General features: G+C 61.8%; 13 protein-coding genes and 1 tRNA gene. 4 read left to right on the top strand and 10 right to left on the bottom strand.

Annotated features, from left to right (window positions below):
• Nucleotides 1-8: 8 nt before the first annotated feature.
• The 4 genes from NFR47_RS06380 to NFR47_RS06365 form a co-directional block, all read right to left on the bottom strand.
• Nucleotides 9-1,673: a pectinesterase family protein gene (locus NFR47_RS06380; RefSeq protein ID WP_251214737.1), complete on the bottom strand. Its 1,665-nt coding sequence runs from the start codon at nucleotides 1,671-1,673 to the stop codon at nucleotides 9-11.
• A gap of 96 nt (nucleotides 1,674-1,769) precedes the next feature.
• The gene (locus NFR47_RS06375; protein WP_251214736.1) at nucleotides 1,770-3,440 is read right to left on the bottom strand and encodes a glycoside hydrolase family 28 protein; all 1,671 of its coding nucleotides are present in this window, start codon (nucleotides 3,438-3,440) and stop codon (nucleotides 1,770-1,772) included.
• A gap of 159 nt (nucleotides 3,441-3,599) precedes the next feature.
• Nucleotides 3,600-4,889, bottom strand: coding sequence for a DUF4861 family protein (locus NFR47_RS06370; protein WP_251214735.1), 1,290 nt, complete (start codon nucleotides 4,887-4,889; stop codon nucleotides 3,600-3,602).
• 1 nt (nucleotide 4,890) lies between these two features.
• Nucleotides 4,891-6,345, bottom strand: a complete 1,455-nt coding sequence (locus NFR47_RS06365; protein WP_251214734.1) for an alpha/beta hydrolase family protein — start codon at nucleotides 6,343-6,345, stop codon at nucleotides 4,891-4,893.
• A 119-nt stretch (nucleotides 6,346-6,464) separates the two neighbouring features.
• Here NFR47_RS06365 and NFR47_RS06360 point away from each other — a divergent pair.
• Together NFR47_RS06360 and NFR47_RS06355 are read left to right on the top strand one after the other, a co-directional pair.
• Nucleotides 6,465-6,553: transfer RNA gene (locus NFR47_RS06360), tRNA-Ser, on the top strand.
• A gap of 625 nt (nucleotides 6,554-7,178) precedes the next feature.
• Nucleotides 7,179-8,297, top strand: a complete 1,119-nt coding sequence (locus NFR47_RS06355) for a porin (RefSeq protein ID WP_251214733.1) — start codon at nucleotides 7,179-7,181, stop codon at nucleotides 8,295-8,297.
• Here NFR47_RS06355 and NFR47_RS06350 read toward each other — a convergent pair.
• From NFR47_RS06350 to NFR47_RS06325, 6 genes are all read right to left on the bottom strand, one after another.
• A complete protein-coding gene (locus tag NFR47_RS06350; protein ID WP_251214775.1) occupies nucleotides 8,294-8,788 on the bottom strand; it encodes a 3'-5' exonuclease in 495 nt (164 codons plus the stop codon). The genes NFR47_RS06355 and NFR47_RS06350 overlap by 4 nt on opposite strands.
• Entirely contained in the window at nucleotides 8,788-10,314 is a 1,527-nt protein-coding gene (guaA, locus tag NFR47_RS06345) for a glutamine-hydrolyzing GMP synthase (protein ID WP_251214732.1), read from the bottom strand. Before guaA ends, NFR47_RS06350 begins: the two co-directional genes overlap by 1 nt.
• A 106-nt stretch (nucleotides 10,315-10,420) precedes the next feature.
• The gene (locus tag NFR47_RS06340) at nucleotides 10,421-10,759 is read right to left on the bottom strand and encodes a DUF3795 domain-containing protein (protein ID WP_369808775.1); all 339 of its coding nucleotides are present in this window, start codon (nucleotides 10,757-10,759) and stop codon (nucleotides 10,421-10,423) included.
• Nucleotides 10,760-10,767: 8 nt separating this feature from the next.
• On the bottom strand, nucleotides 10,768-12,246 hold the full coding sequence (gene guaB / locus NFR47_RS06335; RefSeq protein ID WP_251214731.1) for an IMP dehydrogenase: 1,479 nt from the start codon (nucleotides 12,244-12,246) through the stop codon (nucleotides 10,768-10,770).
• Between the two features lie 297 nt (nucleotides 12,247-12,543).
• Nucleotides 12,544-13,359, bottom strand: a complete 816-nt coding sequence (panB, locus tag NFR47_RS06330; RefSeq protein ID WP_251214730.1) for a 3-methyl-2-oxobutanoate hydroxymethyltransferase — start codon at nucleotides 13,357-13,359, stop codon at nucleotides 12,544-12,546.
• 201 nt (nucleotides 13,360-13,560) lie between these two features.
• Nucleotides 13,561-14,091, bottom strand: coding sequence for a TrmH family RNA methyltransferase (locus NFR47_RS06325; protein WP_251214729.1), 531 nt, complete (start codon nucleotides 14,089-14,091; stop codon nucleotides 13,561-13,563).
• Between the two features lie 88 nt (nucleotides 14,092-14,179).
• On the opposite strand from NFR47_RS06325, the gene NFR47_RS06320 reads away from it, so the two are divergent.
• Both NFR47_RS06320 and NFR47_RS06315 read left to right on the top strand, forming a co-directional pair.
• Nucleotides 14,180-15,271 (top strand): hypothetical protein, encoded by a 1,092-nt coding sequence (locus NFR47_RS06320; protein WP_251214728.1) that lies wholly within the window; start codon nucleotides 14,180-14,182, stop codon nucleotides 15,269-15,271.
• 4 nt (nucleotides 15,272-15,275) lie between these two features.
• A complete protein-coding gene (locus NFR47_RS06315; RefSeq protein WP_251214727.1) occupies nucleotides 15,276-16,952 on the top strand; it encodes a glutamine--tRNA ligase/YqeY domain fusion protein in 1,677 nt (558 codons plus the stop codon).
• Nucleotides 16,953-17,013: the final 61 nt, after the last annotated feature.

Raw genomic sequence — 17,013 nt, 5'->3', positions numbered from 1 at the left:
TACGAAATTTATCGCCGGGCGAACCCGTCCGGCAGCCCGAAGAAGCGGAGAGCTTCGGCGGCATCGCCGGAGTTCATTTTCCGCGCCCACTTCACCCGTCCGGCCGCCGAAGCGCCGGGGCCCGTGCAGCCGAATTCTCCGTAGCGCACCGTCTTGCGGGCGTGAGGCTTGTTCCAGTCGTGCCACCCGGCAGGCCGGATATGGGCGCCCAATTCGCAGGACAGAAAGCAGGTCTGCGCATGGTCGCGCCACGGGCGGCCCAAGTAGCAGGCATCCACCCCCTCGTCGGCCGTGAGCCTGCATTGCAGGAAGACGAAACCCGCGGACTGCCCCATGCAGGTCGAAGCGGCCGTTATGTAGGAATCGGCCTTGGAGCGGATTTCGCACCGGACGAACAGCGCCGCGGCCGAGCCGAAGATGAAGTCGGTCGTCCCCTCCACGTAGCAATCCTCGAAGATGCAGACCGAATTGTCGTCGACCTCCTTGCCGTCGCAGTTACCCCGGCCGTGGAGGTAGAGCGTATCCTGGTTACCGAGGAAACGGCAGTTGTAAAAATGCAGTCCGGTACCCAGGCACTGCACCGCCACCGCCTGCCCGACGCGTCCGGCCGTGTTCCCGAACGTCAGGCTGCGCACCTCCCAGCCGTCGCCGCCGAAGTAGACGGTCGACGAACCGGAAGTGCCGGTCGGATGGCCCGTAGGCCCGGTCTGCGAGGCATAGGCGCCCCACGAAACCGTCGCATCGCCGCGCCCTTCAAGCACCACGTTGCGTTTGGACGCAGGGATGGCTATCTTCTCGCGGTAAAGCCCCCCGCAAACGACGATGCGGGTTTTCGCGCCGCAGTAATCGGGAATGGCGGCAACGGCTTCGCCCACGGTGAAGAAGTCGCCCGAACCGTCCTTGGCGACCACGAAATCGGCCGGACGATAGTGCTGCCCCAGCTCGGGGAGCTGCTCACAAAGGCGCTCGGCCACCATGCGCGCAACCTCGTGCGCGCCGCGGACATTCAGATGGGTATCGTCCTGCCGTCCGTCGGGATAGAGCGGACAGCGGCCCGGCGCCACCCACATGTAATACGCTTTCGACGCCTCGTCGCCCAACGAAGCCACCCACTCACGGGTCGCGGGCTCCATGTCGATCAGCACAACGCCCTCCTCGGCAGCCACCCGGCGCATCGCATCGGGATAATCGGTGTGGGTGTCGGTCAGCACGCCGTCGACGAAATGGCGGCGGACAATCGGCGTCAGCAGCACGGGCGTCGCCCCTTTCGCACGCGCTTCGTGCACATAGCGCCGCAGGTTTTCGGCATATTGCGCAGGCGTCGAATAGCGCGTCGAATCATTGATTTTCTGGTCGTTGTGACCGAACTGGATGAATACGTAATCGCCCGGTCGCAGCCTGTCGCAGACGCGCGCCCACCGCCCCTCGGCGCGGAACGACTTGGTCGAACGGCCGTTGGTGGCGTGGTTCTCGACGACTACCGCTTCGTCGAACAGCGGCTGGAACATGTGGCCCCACCCGCGTTCGGGGTTCTGCTTGTCGAGCTTCTTGGTGGCGCACGTCGAATCGCCGACGAGGTAGACGCGCAGCGTATCGGCCACGGCTTCCGCCGCTCCGGCGCCCTGCACCGCGCAGACGAACAGCAGGATCGGCAGGATATGTTTCAATTTCATGGTTGGAACGGTTATACGACGAGTGAGGGAGCCCCCTCACTCGTCTTGCTTATTTATCTTCGTTCGGGTGCTTCGGCCGCAAAGCCGAAACGGCCGCTATTCGATGGTCACGGCAGCCGCAGCCCTGGCAGAAAGGCAGGCATTGGCGGCGTCGATCTCCTCCGAAGCAACCCGCACATTGCGGTTGCGGCTTCCGGTCACGGTCAGCGCGCATTTCAGCCCGGCGGGGCAGGAGAAATCCTCGGCCCGGAAATCCTTTACATTATTGAGAATCAACGCAGCACCTTTCTCGGGCACCACCGTCACGTTGCGCAGCACGACGTCGGTCGACTCGCAAATCTGGGCGCCGGTCCGGGCCTGCATCCACGCATTCTCGACCACGACCTGCTCGACGTTCATCTCGGGCAGCCCGTTGAAATACATGGCCCGACGGGCACCGCGGCACCACACGTCCCGGATATGGATGTTGCGGAACGCGGGGGTCGTCTCGTCCGCAGGTCTGAGCGCCATGTCGGTCGGCTCGCCGCCCTCTTCGGCGGCTTCCGACGCCGACTTGCCCCCGTAGAAAAGGTCGAACAGCAGGGCGTCCTGCAAAATGTTGTTCATGGCGATGTTGCGGATATGGATGTTCTCGACCACTCCGCCGCGGCCGCGCGTCGACTTGAAACGCAGTCCCACGTCCGTGCCCGAGAACGTGCAGTCGGAAACCAGCACGTTCTTCACGCCGCCCGACATCTCGCTGCCCACCACGAAACCGCCATGGCCGTGGAAAACGATGCAGTCGTTCACATAGATGTTCTCGCACGGAATGCCGCGGTCGCGCCCGGCCTTGTCTTTGCCGCTCTTGATGCAGATGCCGTCGTCGCCCACGTCGAAGCGCGAACCCGTCAGCACCACGTTCTTGCACGATTCGATGTCGATGCCGTCGCCGTTCTGCGCATAGTCCGGACAGCGGACCGTAATGTTGCGCACCGTCAGATTGGTGCACATGGCCGGATGGATATGCCAGCAGGGCGAATTCTGAAAGGTCACCCCTTCGAGCAGCACGTTCTCGCAGTGGTGGAACGCCACCAGCACCGGACGCAGGAAGTCCTTCATCTTCTCGAAGTCCTCGCGCGTGCGGGCCCAGGTCGAGACGTTCTGGTCCGAACCCGACGTCGCGCCGAAGCGGAAACTCTCCGACGGATACCACGTATTGCCGTCCTCGGAGACGATGCCGCCGCTCCTGACCTTGGCGTTCCACTGCCCGGCGGTGAGCTTGCCGCGTTTCACGGCGCGCCACGCGTCGCCGTTGCCGTCGATGACGCCGAAGCCGGTAATGGCGATATTCTTGGCATGGGTGGCCGAAATGGGCGACTGGCAGCGCCACGTATTGAGCCCCTCGAAAGTAATCTGCACAAGCGGATAGAGCGACTTGTCATCGCTGAACACAATCATGGAGTTCTGCTCCAGGTGCAGCTCTATCTTGTCTTTCAGCACGATGGGTCCCGTGTACCACACGCCCGCCGGAACCACCACGCGGCCGCCGCCCTGCTCCGCGAGGGCGTCGATGGCGGCCGCAAAGGCCCCGGTCGCAAGCGTATGGGCGTCGCCCGAAGCGCCGAAATCGGCCACGCTCACCGAACGCGCCGGGATGGCAGGCTGCACGACGGCAGGCATCTCGAAAGGCATCTCCGCAGGCAGGGAACCGCTCCGGGCACCGGACGAGCAGCAGCCGGCGGCGAGGGCCGCAGCTGCCGGAAGCATCAACAGATGTTTCAGATTCATAATAATAAGGTAGATTTTATGGATTCGTAATCGTTTCGTCGGCTTGTTGTACAAATGTACGCAAAGGCGGCAGGACGCAATAGGAATTTTTGACGCAAAACACGGACTTTTCACCGATGCGGCCTTTCGCCTTTTCCCTCGCCACAGCCCGCAAGAGGGCTATTCGAGCCGCTCGACGATCACTTCGGCATAGGGATAGTTGCCCGGAATCGGAAACTCGAACGAAGTGTAGTTGACCCCGAACGTCGTCTCGAAGTCATCGGCCAAACCGTTCTCCTCGCTCTTGCGCCACCCCATGACGAACCAATAGTCGATGCGCCCCTCCACGGGCCGCACCTGAAAGAGGTAGTTGCGCGAATCGTCGGTCTGCGACACCACATGCCGGGCCGGAACCCACAAGGCCAGCCCCACCGTTTCGCGCTCCCAGCGGAGCGTGTCGTTTTCGGGGTAGTCGCATCCGACGCTCTGCATCGTCCAGCAATCCGGATACATGTACGCTCCCTCGCGATTATACCAAACCGCCGTCCGGTTGTCGCGCATCTTCATGATTCCCGTAGTGAACTCCAGCGAATCGGCGCACGCACCCGAAATGTAGTTTTCGGCCTTGACGACCGAACCGTCGCCGTAGAGAATGTAGCGCGACGTCATGTCGATTTCGCGGCCGCCGTAGTTCCAGCCCTCGACCCGCATGTCGACCACCGTGCGCAGAGGGCCGTAGGCACGGATGGTCGCTTCGCGGCGGCGCATGCCGACGATATGCTCCATGCGGCGCTTCTCGGGATTCCAGCCCTTGAGCGCCCCCACCGACACCGTTCCGAAGACACGCAGATTGTCGTGGCCGCAGCCCGCCGCGAGCTGCTCGTCGGTCGGATACCACATTGTTTCGCGCAGTTCCAGCCCCGGACGCTTCTTGCCGTAGGTGTCGATGCTCTGCTTCTTGTCGAAATAGATGCGGTAGGCGGCATATTCGGATTCAAAGGCCGGGCCGTGGTGGTGGAGCTTATGGTACATGTCGTCCTTGTCCGAGGCAAGCTGCGACTTCTCCGTAAGCGTCTTGTCGGGATTCTTCCACCACATCTGCGCGTTGACCAACGGCTTGTAATCGTGCAAGACCGGCTCAGTCGAATACTCGACCCAAGCCTCCACAGGCTCGTCACAATTGAGCCCGACCGCAAAAACCAGTTCGTCGAAACGGCCGTCGCCGTCCAGGTCGTCCAGCTGCGAGGGCACCTCCACGATTTCGGCCGGAGAATAGACGTACTCGCCCTCGTAGGTCGTCTTGGGCATGTAGACCGTCGCCCCCTGGACATTGGCCGGAATATCGCGCACCACGGCCCACGTCGAGCCGCCGCCGTAGGGGGCCGAAAGGCGGTAATGCACGCTTACGGTCTTGGCTTCCGCAGCACCGAACACGGCGCACGCCGCCAACAACAGAAAAAGAGATTTCATACTATCGTAGATTGTTGATTATTCGATTCAGTTCTTCGCAGGAACGGATCGCCCCGGCAGGCAGACCGTCGGCGAAACTTTGCAGTGCCGCTTCGGGCAGGAGCTCCACGCGCGATTCGTCGGCCTGCGAAAGGTCGAGCCCCAGCGCGTCGGCGAAAAATTCATAGACCGCCCGGCGTTTATTCGGGCCGTAGTCGTGGCGTTCGTCGGGCAAGTGCACGTTGCGCACCTGCTCCCCCGCCCCGTAAAATTCCCATATCCGGCGCAGGAAAGGATATTCCAGCTCCGGGTAGGTCGCTGTCCAGTCGCCGCCGTCGCTCACCGTCAGCACAGGGCGCGGAGCCATCGCCGCCGCCAGCAGTTCGGGCGTGCAGCTCCCGCCCCCGGCCAGCGTCACCGGACGGCCGCTTTCGCACGGGCATCCGCCGTCGAAGTGCGACACGAGGTGCACCACGGGCGCCAAGGCGGCAAAACGGCCGTCGGCCAATGCCAGCAGCAACGCATGCGTAGCTCCGCCGGAACCGCCCGTGGCGGCCATGCGGGCCGTATCTATGTCGCGGCGCGAGGCCACGAGCCAATCCGTCACGGCTTTCGACCACAGCACCTGCAGCTGCATGGCATAAGGCGCCGTATGGGCATCGCGGCCGATCTGACGCTCCGAATCCCCCCAGCCGACAATATCCATGTCGACCGCCACAGCCCCCATGCGGGCGAAAGTCGCCATGCGCAGCTGCTGGTCGGGACGATAGCGGCCGCCCTCCCAATGACCCGCAGGCGAGACGACAAGCGGATGCCTTTTACCGCCCGTCGGTGCATAGACGGTACCGCAGACATAAAGCCCCGGCAAGGTTTCGAGCGCATAATTCTGGGTTGTATAGCCGTCGTGACGGACTTTCCGCCCCAGCCGCACGTCGGGCTCCGCAACAAGCCCCCGGACGAAAGGTTCGAGCGCCAGCGCCTTTTTCGCGTCGGCGAGCAAAACATCCCTGCGCCGCTCCCACTGCTCCCGGTCGGCATACTGCGCCGAAAGCCACGCCAGCAGTTTCGCGCCGTCGGCCGGAGTGCGGCGATAATATTCGTAGGGCTGGACCGTAATCTTCCTGTCGCCGCTCCACACCAGGTCGAGCGGGTCCAGCAGGTTATCGAGGGTCTCGCCGAGCGAATAGGGGCGCCAACGCCAATCGGCAAAGGCCACCCGCACCGTGTCGGGCGAAAACTTCTTGCAGCGAATCCGCACACCGAACTGCGTCTCAGCACGGCGCAGCATCTCCGCCAGCGACCGCCGCTCCGCCGCGGCCCGCACCGGGGGCCTTACGACCGGAGGCTTCGGAGGGATTACCATCGTATCGGGGCACTCCACCGGACCTTCCGGCACCGACACCAGCTGCTGCGCCCGCAGGGGCAGAACCACCCCCACCGCCGATAGCAATAACAGGTTGCGAAACATTCTTTTCATCTTTTCCCGCTTTTCAGGCAGGACAAATATAGAAATTTTGACGGCATTTCTTGGTCGTTTGCCAAAAAGATTCTATATTTGCACACCTTTTCGGGTGCGGCAATGTCCCCGGGGTGACCGGAGAGATGGGTGAGTGGCTGAAACCACCGGTTTGCTAAACCGACGTACGGAGTAATCCGTACCACGAGTTCGAATCTCGTTCTCTCCGCAAATTCTAAAAACTTGCGACGGCAGAACTTCGTTCTGCCTTTTTTTATCGGCCCAGCCACAGGAAAATCGCTTTTCCTATGCTGGTGCCGATAATTTTTTATTCGCTGCGCTCATCGCAAGTTTTTTTCACAAGATTCTCACAACCACACGAGTTGCGGGGCGAAGAGATATTCGATTTTATAGGTCGCCCCGCGAGTGCTGCGCACTTCGACTCCCGTTCTTTGCATGGATGCCCACGGCGGCAAAGAGAAAGACCGAGCACAGCGAGGTCAATTTCGTTCTCGGCAAGCAAATATTTCTCGCCAACAAAAAATCAGCCTTGTACGTTCTTCGCCCACGGCGGCAAAGAGAAAGACCGAGCACAGCGAGGTCAATTTCGTTCTTGCAAACAAATATTTCTCGCTAATATACCCCTCTCGCTCAAGAACCCCGGCAAAACCTGCACAGTAATTGCACCGGGATTCGGCATGCAGACAGACCTCCGGAAAACAGTTTCCGTATTACTATGCTTAGGGTTGTTTTGCGGCACGGCGGCGGGACAGGCTCCCGAGACCGTACCGGACACCCCGCCGCATCCCGCAATCGCACCGCCGACCGCGACATCGGCACACACCTCCGGCCCGGTGCCCACCAAACGGGCCCTCGAAATCGGCAAGGGCATCACCTACCGTTCGCCCGGCGAGGGGTTTTCGCTCACCATGCGGCTGCGGATGCAGGACCTTGTGGCACTCTCGTTCAACCGCAGTTTCGGGCTGGACGAAATCGAGGCCCGCATCAAGCGCCTGCAAGTCAAGTTCGACGGATACGTCTACTCGCCGAAGCTGGTTTACTCCATCCAGCTTGGGTTCACGGGCCACGCCGCCAACGCCCGCAGCAACTCCAACATCATCAGCGACGCCATACTCTACTACCGCCCGGCTCCGGCCTGGAGTTTCGGGCTGGGACAGACCAAGATACAGGCAGGACGCGCCCAAATCACCTCGTCGGGCGTGCTGCAGTTCGTCGACCGCAGCATCGTCAACCGCGAATTCGGCGCCGACCGCGATTTCGGCATCTTCATCCGCTACGACCTGCCCCGCGGCGACGGGTTCACCTTTTCGGCCAAAAGCTCCGTCACCTTGGGCGAGGGGCGCAATTGGGGCCGTTCGTCCAACGGCGGGCTGGTCTACACAAGGCGGCTGGAATTCTATCCGCTGGGGCGGTTCAAGGAGAAGGGCGAATCGTTCGAGGGCGACCTGGCCCACGAGGAGCAGGTCAAGATACTGCTGGCGGGCGCCTATTCCTACAACCACAAGGCGGTCCGCACGCACGGCCAGAGCGGCGATCTCCTGCCCGACGGCGCAAGCCGCAATTTCGGCAGCTGGTACGCCGATTTCCTGCTCAAATACCGGGGATTCTCGTTCTGCGCCGACTTCATGGGCCGGACCTGCTCCGACCCTGTTTTCGACGACGAAGCCCGCACCTGGATTTATACGGGCTGGGGCTTCAACGCGCAGGCCGGCTACATCATCCGCCGCAAATGGGAGGTCTCCCTGCGCAGTTCGATGCTCTTTCCCCGTCCCGAAGTGCAGGCCCGCGCCGGATACGAACGCCGCAGCCAGACCACCGCAGCCGTTTCGCGCTACATCGTGGGGCACGCGCTGAAAGTGCAGGCCGACATCTCCTACAACCATCGCAGCCACGCGGCCAAGAACACCTATTCCCGCTGGTTTTTCGCTCTCCAGCTGGGGATCGACATCTAAAGGATTTTCAATGCGATATGCGCGCAGGCTTCGGCATCGGCCAGTGCGTGGTGGTGATGCCGCAAATCGTATCCGCAGGCCGCGGCTACGGTGTGCAGCTGGTGGTTGGGAAGCTGCCGCCCGAAAAACCGGCGCGCCGCCCGGCAGGTGCAGAAAAACTCATAGCCCGGCCACGGCAGGTCGTAGAGGTCCAGCGCCGCCCGCAGGCACCCCTCGTCGAAAGGGGCGTTGTGCGCCACCAGCGGCAGCCCCTCGATGCGGGGCGCCAGGGCGCGCCATACCTCCTCGAATTCGGGCGCCTCGTCGGTGTCGGCACAGCTCAGACCGTGAATCGCCGTGGTGAAAGGGCTGTAATAGTTGGGGCGCGGGCGGATCAGGCTGTAAAACGAATCGACCACCTCGCCGCCGCGCACCACGACCGCCCCCACCGAACAGACGCTCGCCCGGTGGCGGTTGGCCGTCTCGAAGTCGATGGCAGCGAAATCGGTCATCATTCCCACTCGATGGTTGCGGGCGGTTTGGACGAGATGTCGTAGACTACGCGGTTGACGCCGCGCACGCGGTTGATGATTTCGTTCGACACGTCGGCCAGGAATTCATAGGGCAGGTGCACCCAGTCGGCCGTCATGCCGTCGGTCGAAGTCACGGCACGCAGCGCCACGCAGCTCTCGTAGGTGCGTTCGTCGCCCATGACCCCCACGCTCTTGACGGGCAGCAGAATGGCTCCCGCCTGCCAGACCTTATCGTAAAGGCCCGCAGCGCGCAGGGCGTCGATATAGATTTTGTCCACGTTCTGGAGAATCCCGACCTTTTCGGGCGTAATGTCGCCCAGGATGCGGATGGCAAGCCCCGGCCCCGGAAACGGATGGCGCCCGATGAGCTGCTCGGAAATGCCCAGCGAACGGCCCACACGGCGCACCTCGTCCTTGAACAGCAGCCGCAGCGGCTCGACGATACGCAGATTCATCTTCTCGGGCAGGCCGCCCACGTTGTGGTGCGACTTGATGGTGGCCGACGGACCGTTGACCGAGCACGATTCGATGACGTCGGGGTAAATGGTCCCCTGCGCCAGCCACTTCACGTCGGCGATGCGCTGCGCCTCGTCGTTGAAGACCTCCACGAAGTCGCGGCCGATGATTTTGCGCTTGCCTTCGGGGTCGCTCACGCCCGCCAGGTCGCCCAGGAACTTGGCCCCGGCCTTGACCCCCTTGACGTTGAGCCCCATGTTCTTATAGGATTCGAGCACCTCCTCGAATTCGTTCTTGCGCAGCAGTCCCGAATCGACGAAGATGCAGTAGAGGTTCCGCCCGATGGCCTTGTGCAGCAGCACCGCCGCCACCGACGAATCGACACCGCCCGAAAGACCCAGCACCACCTTGTCGCCGCCCAGCTTCTCGCGCAGTTCGCGCACGGTGGTCTCGACGAAACTTTCCGAAGTCCAGCTTTGCGAGCAGCCGCAGATGCCGACGACGAAATTCTTCAGCAGCTGCGTGCCGTCGGTCGAATGGTAGACCTCGGGGTGGAACTGAATGCCCCACGTCTGCTCGCCCTCGACGCGGAACGCCGCCACGCGCACGTCCTCCGTCCCGGCGATCAGACGATAGCCGGCCGGCACCGCCGTGATGGTGTCGCCGTGCGACATCCACACCTGCGTCCTGGCAGGCAGTCCGGCCATCAGCGGGTCGGCGGCATCGCCCACCGTCAGCATCGCCCGGCCATATTCGCGGCTGGGTGCGGGCTGCACCTCGCCGCCGAAAGCCGAAGCCAGGTACTGCGCCCCGTAGCAGACGCCCAAGAGCGGCAGACGGCCCTTTATCTGCCCGAGGTCGGGAGCCGGCGCATGCTCGTCGCGCACGGAATAGGGGCTGCCCGAAAGAATCACGCCCCGCACCGACGCGTCGAGCGCCGGAACCTTGTTGAACGGATGGATTTCGCAATAGACGTTCAACTCGCGCACGCGCCGCGCGATAAGCTGCGTATACTGCGAACCGAAGTCGAGAATCAGGATTTTTTCCATCTATGATTATCGTTTGTTTTTCAAATAACTATCGGCGGTTCCGAAAAATCCGGTTCGGAACCCGCCGCCGGATGCGGTCCGGCGCCTCCGGCCATGCTCCGCGTGTCTATTTCTTCGTCACGGGCCGGTTCATGCGCCCGGCCAGCCGCATCTCCTCAGCGAACGCCTCGTAACCCACCTCGCGGATGCGGCCGACGCACCCCTGCCGGTCGGAACGGAAGATGAAAGAAAAGAGCTTCGCGTAGAAGTTGTTGAACACCTTGCACTTGTCGGAAGTCGTCGTCGTGCAGTCGGCGCAACTCTGCCAACCGTGCTCCAGACAACATTTGCGCACCTTGCACCACACGGCCTTTTCGTAGTCGCGGCAGCCGGGGCACTTCCCCCTGCTTTTCTGCGGACAGGCCCCGCAGAAGAGCCCGCAGGCGGCTATTTCACTGGTCATCATACCGATTCCTACCGTTCGCTCGAATAGTTGGGGGCCTCGCGCGTGATGGTCACGTCGTGCGGATGGCTCTCCTGCATGCCCGAAGCCGAGATGCGGATGAACTGCGCCTGCTGCAACGCCGGGATGTCGGCCGCGCCGCAGTAGCCCATGCCCGAACGGATGCCGCCCACCAGCTGGTAGACCGTCTCGTTGAGCGACCCTTTGAACGGCACGCGCGCCACAATGCCCTCGGGTACGAGCTTGTTGATGTTGCCCTCGCAGCCCTTCTGGAAGTAGCGGTCGGCCGACCCGGCCTTCATGGCGTCGATGGAGCCCATGCCTCGGTAGGACTTGAACTTGCGGCCGTTGTAGATAATCGTCTCGCCCGGAGCCTCCTCCGTCCCGGCGAACATCGAGCCTATCATCACGCAGTCGCCGCCCGCAGCCAGCGCCTTGACGATGTCGCCCGAATAGCGCAGACCTCCGTCGGCAATGACGGGCACACCCGCCTGCCTGGCAACCGTCGAAGCGGCATAGATGGCCGACAGCTGCGGCACGCCGACGCCGGCGATGATGCGCGTGGTGCAGATCGAACCCGGACCGATGCCCACCTTGATGCCGTCGGCACCGGCCTCGACCAGGAAACGCGCCGCTTCGGCGGTGGCGATGTTGCCCACCACGACGTCGAGCGACGGATAGGCGGCCTTGATTTGCCGGAGCGCATCGACGATATTCTTGGAATGGCCGTGCGCCGAATCGAGCACCACGGCGTCGACGTCCTCGGCCACGAGCGCTGCGACGCGCTCCATGACGTCGGGCGTAATCCCCACCCCGGCCGCCACGCGCAGACGCCCCTTGGCATCCTTGCAGGCGTTGGGATGGTCCTGCACCTTGGTAATGTCCTTATAGGTAATCAGCCCCACCAGACGGCCCCCGTCGTCCACGACGGGCAGCTTCTCGATTTTGTTGTCGAGCAGCACCTCGGAAGCGTGCTCCAGCTCGGTCTTGCGGGTCGTAATCAATCGGTCGCCGGGGGTCATGACCTCGCCGATGGAACGCTGCATGTCGCGCTGGAAACGCAGGTCGCGGTTGGTGACGATGCCGATGAGCCTGCGGTCGCCGTCGACGACCGGGATACCGCCGATTTTGTTCTCGGCCATCAGGTCGAGGGCATCGCCCACGGTGTTGTCGCGCGAAATGGTCACGGGGTCGTAAATCATGCCGTTCTCGGCGCGCTTGACGCGGCGCACATGGGCCGCCTGCTCGGCGATGGACATGTTCTTATGGATGACGCCGATGCCGCCCTCGCGTGCCAGCGCGATGGCCAGCGGCGCTTCGGTCACGGTGTCCATGGCGGCGGACACGATGGGGATGTTGAGCTTGATATTACGCGAGAAACGGGTCCCGATGCGGACCTCCCGCGGCAACACTTCCGAATAGGCGGGTACCAGCAGCACGTCGTCGAAGGTAAGACCCTCGGGCTGGACCCTTTCATTGACAAACGACATAAGAACGCGGATTTTTGTTGCCTGCAAAAGTAAGCATTTTTTTCCGAACGGCCTAAAACTGCGCGGCATTCCGTCCGTTTTTTATCAACATTTTGTCATCCGAAACGCACGTCCGCCATCATCGGGCCGCTCGATCCGAAACCGCAAAAAAAAACGCGCTGCCGAAGCAACGCGTTTTTCAAACACCCAAAGGTCCCGTGAGCTGTCGGCAGCCGATTCAACAAACCGCCCGACAAAAAGGCGAACAGCGAACCGTGAACAACGATTCACTTTTCACCTTTCACTTTTCACCTTTACTCAGTATTGTTCCTTCTCGTTGGGGAAATCGCCTTCCTTGACGTCGCGGATATAGCCCGTCACAGCGTCGGTCATGACAGTATGCAGGTCGGCATAGCGGCGCAGGAAGCGGGGAGAAAAATCTTTGTTGATGCCCAGCATGTCGTGGATGACAAGCACCTGCCCGTCGCACGCGCCCCCGGCGCCGATGCCGATGGTCGGAATCTGGATTTCCTGCGACACGCGGGCGGCCAGCGCGGCGGGAATCTTCTCCAGCACGCAGGCGAAGCACCCGGCATCGCTGAGCAGATGGGCGTCGCGCACCAGCTTCTCGGCTTCGGCTTTCTCCTTGGCCCGGACCGTGTAGGTCCCGAACTTGTGAATCGACTGGGGCGTGAGCCCGAGGTGCGCCATGACCGGGATTCCGGCCGACAGGATGCGCTGCACCGACTCGAGGATTTCCTCGCCGCCCTCCATCTTCACGGCGTCGGCCTCGGTCTCCTTCATGATGCGCACGGCCGAATCGAGGGCCACTTTCGAGTTGCCCTGATAGGTGCCGAACGGCAGGTCGACGACGACCAGCGCCCGCTCCACGGCCCGCACGACCGACCGCGCGTGGTAAATCATCATATCGAGCGTGATGGGCAGCGTGGTTTCGTAGCCCGCCATGACGTTGGCGGCCGAATCGCCCACCAAAATGACGTCGATGCCCGCGGCATCGACAATCTTGGCCATCGAATAATCATAGGACGTGAGCATGGCGATCTTCTCGCCCCGCTGCTTCATCTCCGTGAGACGGTAGGTCGTCACGGCCCTCAGAGTGCTTTCTACTGACATTTTATTCGGATTTGGGTTTCTGAACAGGCGGCAAAGATAGAATTAAGAATCAAAAATGAAAAATTTGCGGCGCATACCGGCAGGGCGAAAAAAGCGGGGAAAAGCGTCATTCTGAGGAGCACGCGACGAAGAATCCGTTCCGACGAAAAACAAGATTCTTCGCTAACGCTCAGAATGACAAAGAACAACGATTTTCAACCCTTAATTTTTCAGCTTCTCGAAGAAGCGCCACAGCACCACCCCGCCCGAAACCGCAACGTTGATGGAGTGCTTGACCCCGAACTGCGGGATTTCGAGAGCTCCGTGGCAAAGGTCTACAACCTCCTGCGCCACACCCTCCACTTCGTTGCCGAAGACCAGCGCATAGCGCCGCCCGGGTTCCGGGCAGAACGCATCGAGCATCGCAGCCCCCTCGACCTGCTCGACGGCGAGCACTTCGTAGCCCTCGTCGCGCAACTGCCGCACGCATTCCGCGGTCGAAGCATGATAGCTCCACGGCACGGTCAGTTCGGCCCCCAGGGCGGTTTTGTGGATTTCGCGGGCAGGCGGCACGGCCGTAATGCCGCACAGGGCCACATGTTCCACCGCAAAGGCGTCGCCCGTGCGGAAAAACGACCCGACGTTCTGCGCCGAACGCACGTTGTCGAGCACCACCCGCACGGGCAGTTTTTCCTTGGCGGCATATTCTTCGGGCGTCGGACGCCCCAGTTCTTCGTTCGTAATTTTTCGCATAACGTTCTCCGGCACGCTGTTTTCGGGGCCAAAAGTAACAAATAAAAAATATTTTATCTATTTTTGGGGGTTCAAAACGCATCGTTCCATGACCCTGAAAAAGACCGCGCTGCTGCTCGTCCTCGCCCTTACCCTGCGGGGGGGGGCCTATGCGCAGAATCTGATTGTCGGAGCCGACTTCTCCACACGCTTCGACAACCGCGAATACGCCCCCAACGAATTCGGCGAACCCCAGACGCTCTTCAGCGCCCGGCTCTCGCCCCGCATCGGCGTGGAGTGGCAGCAGAAAAACCGCCTGATCGTGGGTGCCGACCTGTTGCAGAACTTCGGCGACGACACGAAATTCTTGTCCAAGGCGCGCCCGATTCTCTACTATCAGTTCAACACGAAAAACGTGCAGGCCAATGCAGGTATTTTCGACCGCAAGGAACTGATGGGCGACTACTCGCGCGCCTTTTTCAGCGATTCGACGGCCTACTACCACAACCGGCTGTCGGGTTTCATGGGGCGTTACCAGCCGGCCTCGCGCCCGAAGACCTACGTCGAAATGGCCATCGACTGGGAGGGCATGTATTCGCACGCCTCGCGCGAAATGTTCCGCATCCTCTCGGCCGGCCGCTACACCGCCGACCGGGGATTCTACTTCGGCTATGCCTTCTCGATGTTCCACTTCGCAGGACGCAAGGGCAACGAAAACGTGACCGACAACCTGCTGCTCAATCCCTACGCAGGCTGGGAGTTCAACGCTTATCTCGACTTCGACATCCGGGCCAACTTCCTCTTCGCCCCGCAGCGCGGCCGCAGCGTCGACCACCTCTGGCGCAAGCCCTGCGGCGGACAGCTGGACATCACGATCCGCAAATGGGGCATCAAAATCGAAAACAACCTCTACCTGGGCGAGAATCTCCAGCCGCTGCGCAACTACGCGGCCAACCCGGCGACCGGACTGACCTACGGGCAGGACGGGCTCTATGCGGGCGAAAGTTTCTACGCCACCACCAAGCATATCTACAACCGCACGTGGGTGGGCTACGACCGCACGTTCTTCAAGGGCACCTTGGGGGTCGAGGCCGGCATGGTGTTCCACTGCGACGGCACGGGGCTCGGCACCCAACAAGTGGTGAAGCTCTCGGTAGACATCGAGAAACTGTTCAACATAGGAACCAAAAAGAAGCACTAAGATAATGGCAGCAGAAAACACCGAACCCCGGGAGAAGTCGCTGAACTTCCTCGAAGAAATCATCGAAGAGTCGATTGCCAAAGGCGACGGGCGCGTACAGACCCGCTTCCCGCCCGAGCCCAACGGCTATCTGCATATCGGCCATGCCAAGAGCATCTGCATCAACTTCGGGCTGGCCAAGAAATACGGCGGCAAGTGCAACCTGCGCTTCGACGACACCAACCCCGTCAAGGAGGATGTCGAGTACGTCGATTCCATCAAGCGCGACATCCGGTGGCTCGGCTTCGACTGGGCCGTCGAGCGCTATGCGTCGGACTACTTCGACCAGCTCTACGACTGGGCCGTCGAGCTCATCAAGAAAGGACTGGCCTACGTCGATGACCAGACGCAGGAGCAAATCCGCGAAAACCGCGGTACGGTCTCCGTGCCCGGCACGGAATCGCCGTGGCGCAACCGTTCGGTCAGCGAAAACCTCGACCTCTTCGTGCGCATGAAGAACGGCGAGTTCCCCGACGGCTCGAAGGTGCTGCGGGCCAAAATCGACATGGCCCACCCCAACATGCTCTTCCGCGACCCCATCATGTACCGCATCATCCACGCCGAGCACCACCGCACGGGCAGCAAATGGTGCATCTACCCCATGTACGACTACGCCCACGGACAGAGCGATTCCATCGAGAAGATCACCCACTCCATCTGCACGCTGGAATTCGACGTGCACCGTCCGCTCTACGACTGGTTCATCCAGGCGCTCGACATCTTCCCCTCGCATCAGTACGAGTTCGCGCGGCTGAACCTCACCTACACGATGATGTCGAAGCGCAAGCTGCTGAAACTCGTGCAGGAAGGCGCCGTCATGGGCTGGGACGACCCCCGCATGCCGACCATCTGCGCCCTGCGCCGCAAGGGCTACACCCCGGCGTCGGTGCGCAGCTTCGCCGAAATGGTGGGCGTCGCCAAGCGCGACAACGTCATCGACCTGGGCAAGCTGGAATACTGCGTCCGCGAGGACCTCAACAAGGTCGCCGAACGCCGCATGGCCGTGCTCAACCCGCTGAAGGTGGTCATCACCAACTACGAGGAGGGGCGGACCGAGCTTTTCGAGGCGGTCAACAACCCCGAAAACGAAGCGGCCGGCACACGCAAGGTGCCCTTCTCGCGCGAAATCTACATCGAGCGCGACGACTTCATGGAGAACCCGCCCAAGAAGTTCTTCCGGCTTCAGCCGGGCGGCGAGGTGCGCCTGCGCTACTCGTATCTCATCAAGTGCGAAGAGGTCGTCAAGGACGCCGAGGGCAACATCACGGAGCTGCGCTGCACCTACGACCCCATGTCCGGGGGCGGTTCGTCGAGCGACGGCCGCCGTGTCAAGGGGGTTATCCACTGGGTGTCGGTCAAGGACGCCGCCGAAGCGGAAATCCGCCTGTTCAACCCGCTTTTCACCAAGGAAAACCCCGACGACGTCGAGGAGGGCCAAACGTGGGAGGACAACCTCAACCCCGAATCCATGGTCAAGGTAACGGGTTACCTGGAGCCCTCGCTGCGCGACATCCCCGTCGGTCAGGCCGTGCAGTTCGAGCGCGTCGGCTACTTCTGCCCCGATACCGATTCGGCGCCTGGGCACCTCGTGTTCAACCGCACCGTGACCCTCAAGGATTCCTGGGCCAAAATCAACAAATAGCAATACCTATATATATTGCAGCGGCCGTCCCACGGGGCGGCCGTTTTCGTTCTCCGGAATC

Origin of the sequence: Alistipes muris (assembly GCF_943193205.1) — a bacterium.
Classification (GTDB): Bacteria; Bacteroidota; Bacteroidia; order Bacteroidales; family Rikenellaceae; genus Alistipes; species Alistipes muris.
This window is presented reverse-complemented; position numbering and strand designations above follow the sequence as displayed.

Bases quoted from the DNA above. Each gene is read 5' to 3' on its own strand.
- NFR47_RS06380 (WP_251214737.1), bottom strand. From the start codon at position 1,673: ATGAAATTGAAACATATCCTGCCGATCCTGCTGTTCGTCTGCGCGGTG.
- NFR47_RS06375 (WP_251214736.1), bottom strand. From the start codon at position 3,440: ATGAATCTGAAACATCTGTTGATGCTTCCGGCAGCTGCGGCCCTCGCC.
- NFR47_RS06370 (WP_251214735.1), bottom strand. From the start codon at position 4,889: ATGAAATCTCTTTTTCTGTTGTTGGCGGCGTGCGCCGTGTTCGGTGCT.
- NFR47_RS06365 (WP_251214734.1), bottom strand. From the start codon at position 6,345: ATGAAAAGAATGTTTCGCAACCTGTTATTGCTATCGGCGGTGGGGGTG.
- NFR47_RS06350 (WP_251214775.1), bottom strand. From the start codon at position 8,788: ATGACCGATTTCGCTGCCATCGACTTCGAGACGGCCAACCGCCACCGG.
- guaA (WP_251214732.1), bottom strand. From the start codon at position 10,314: ATGGAAAAAATCCTGATTCTCGACTTCGGTTCGCAGTATACGCAGCTT.
- NFR47_RS06340 (WP_369808775.1), bottom strand. From the start codon at position 10,759: ATGATGACCAGTGAAATAGCCGCCTGCGGGCTCTTCTGCGGGGCCTGT.
- guaB (WP_251214731.1), bottom strand. From the start codon at position 12,246: ATGTCGTTTGTCAATGAAAGGGTCCAGCCCGAGGGTCTTACCTTCGAC.
- panB (WP_251214730.1), bottom strand. From the start codon at position 13,359: ATGTCAGTAGAAAGCACTCTGAGGGCCGTGACGACCTACCGTCTCACG.
- NFR47_RS06325 (WP_251214729.1), bottom strand. From the start codon at position 14,091: ATGCGAAAAATTACGAACGAAGAACTGGGGCGTCCGACGCCCGAAGAA.
- NFR47_RS06320 (WP_251214728.1), top strand. From the start codon at position 14,180: ATGACCCTGAAAAAGACCGCGCTGCTGCTCGTCCTCGCCCTTACCCTG.
- NFR47_RS06315 (WP_251214727.1), top strand. From the start codon at position 15,276: ATGGCAGCAGAAAACACCGAACCCCGGGAGAAGTCGCTGAACTTCCTC.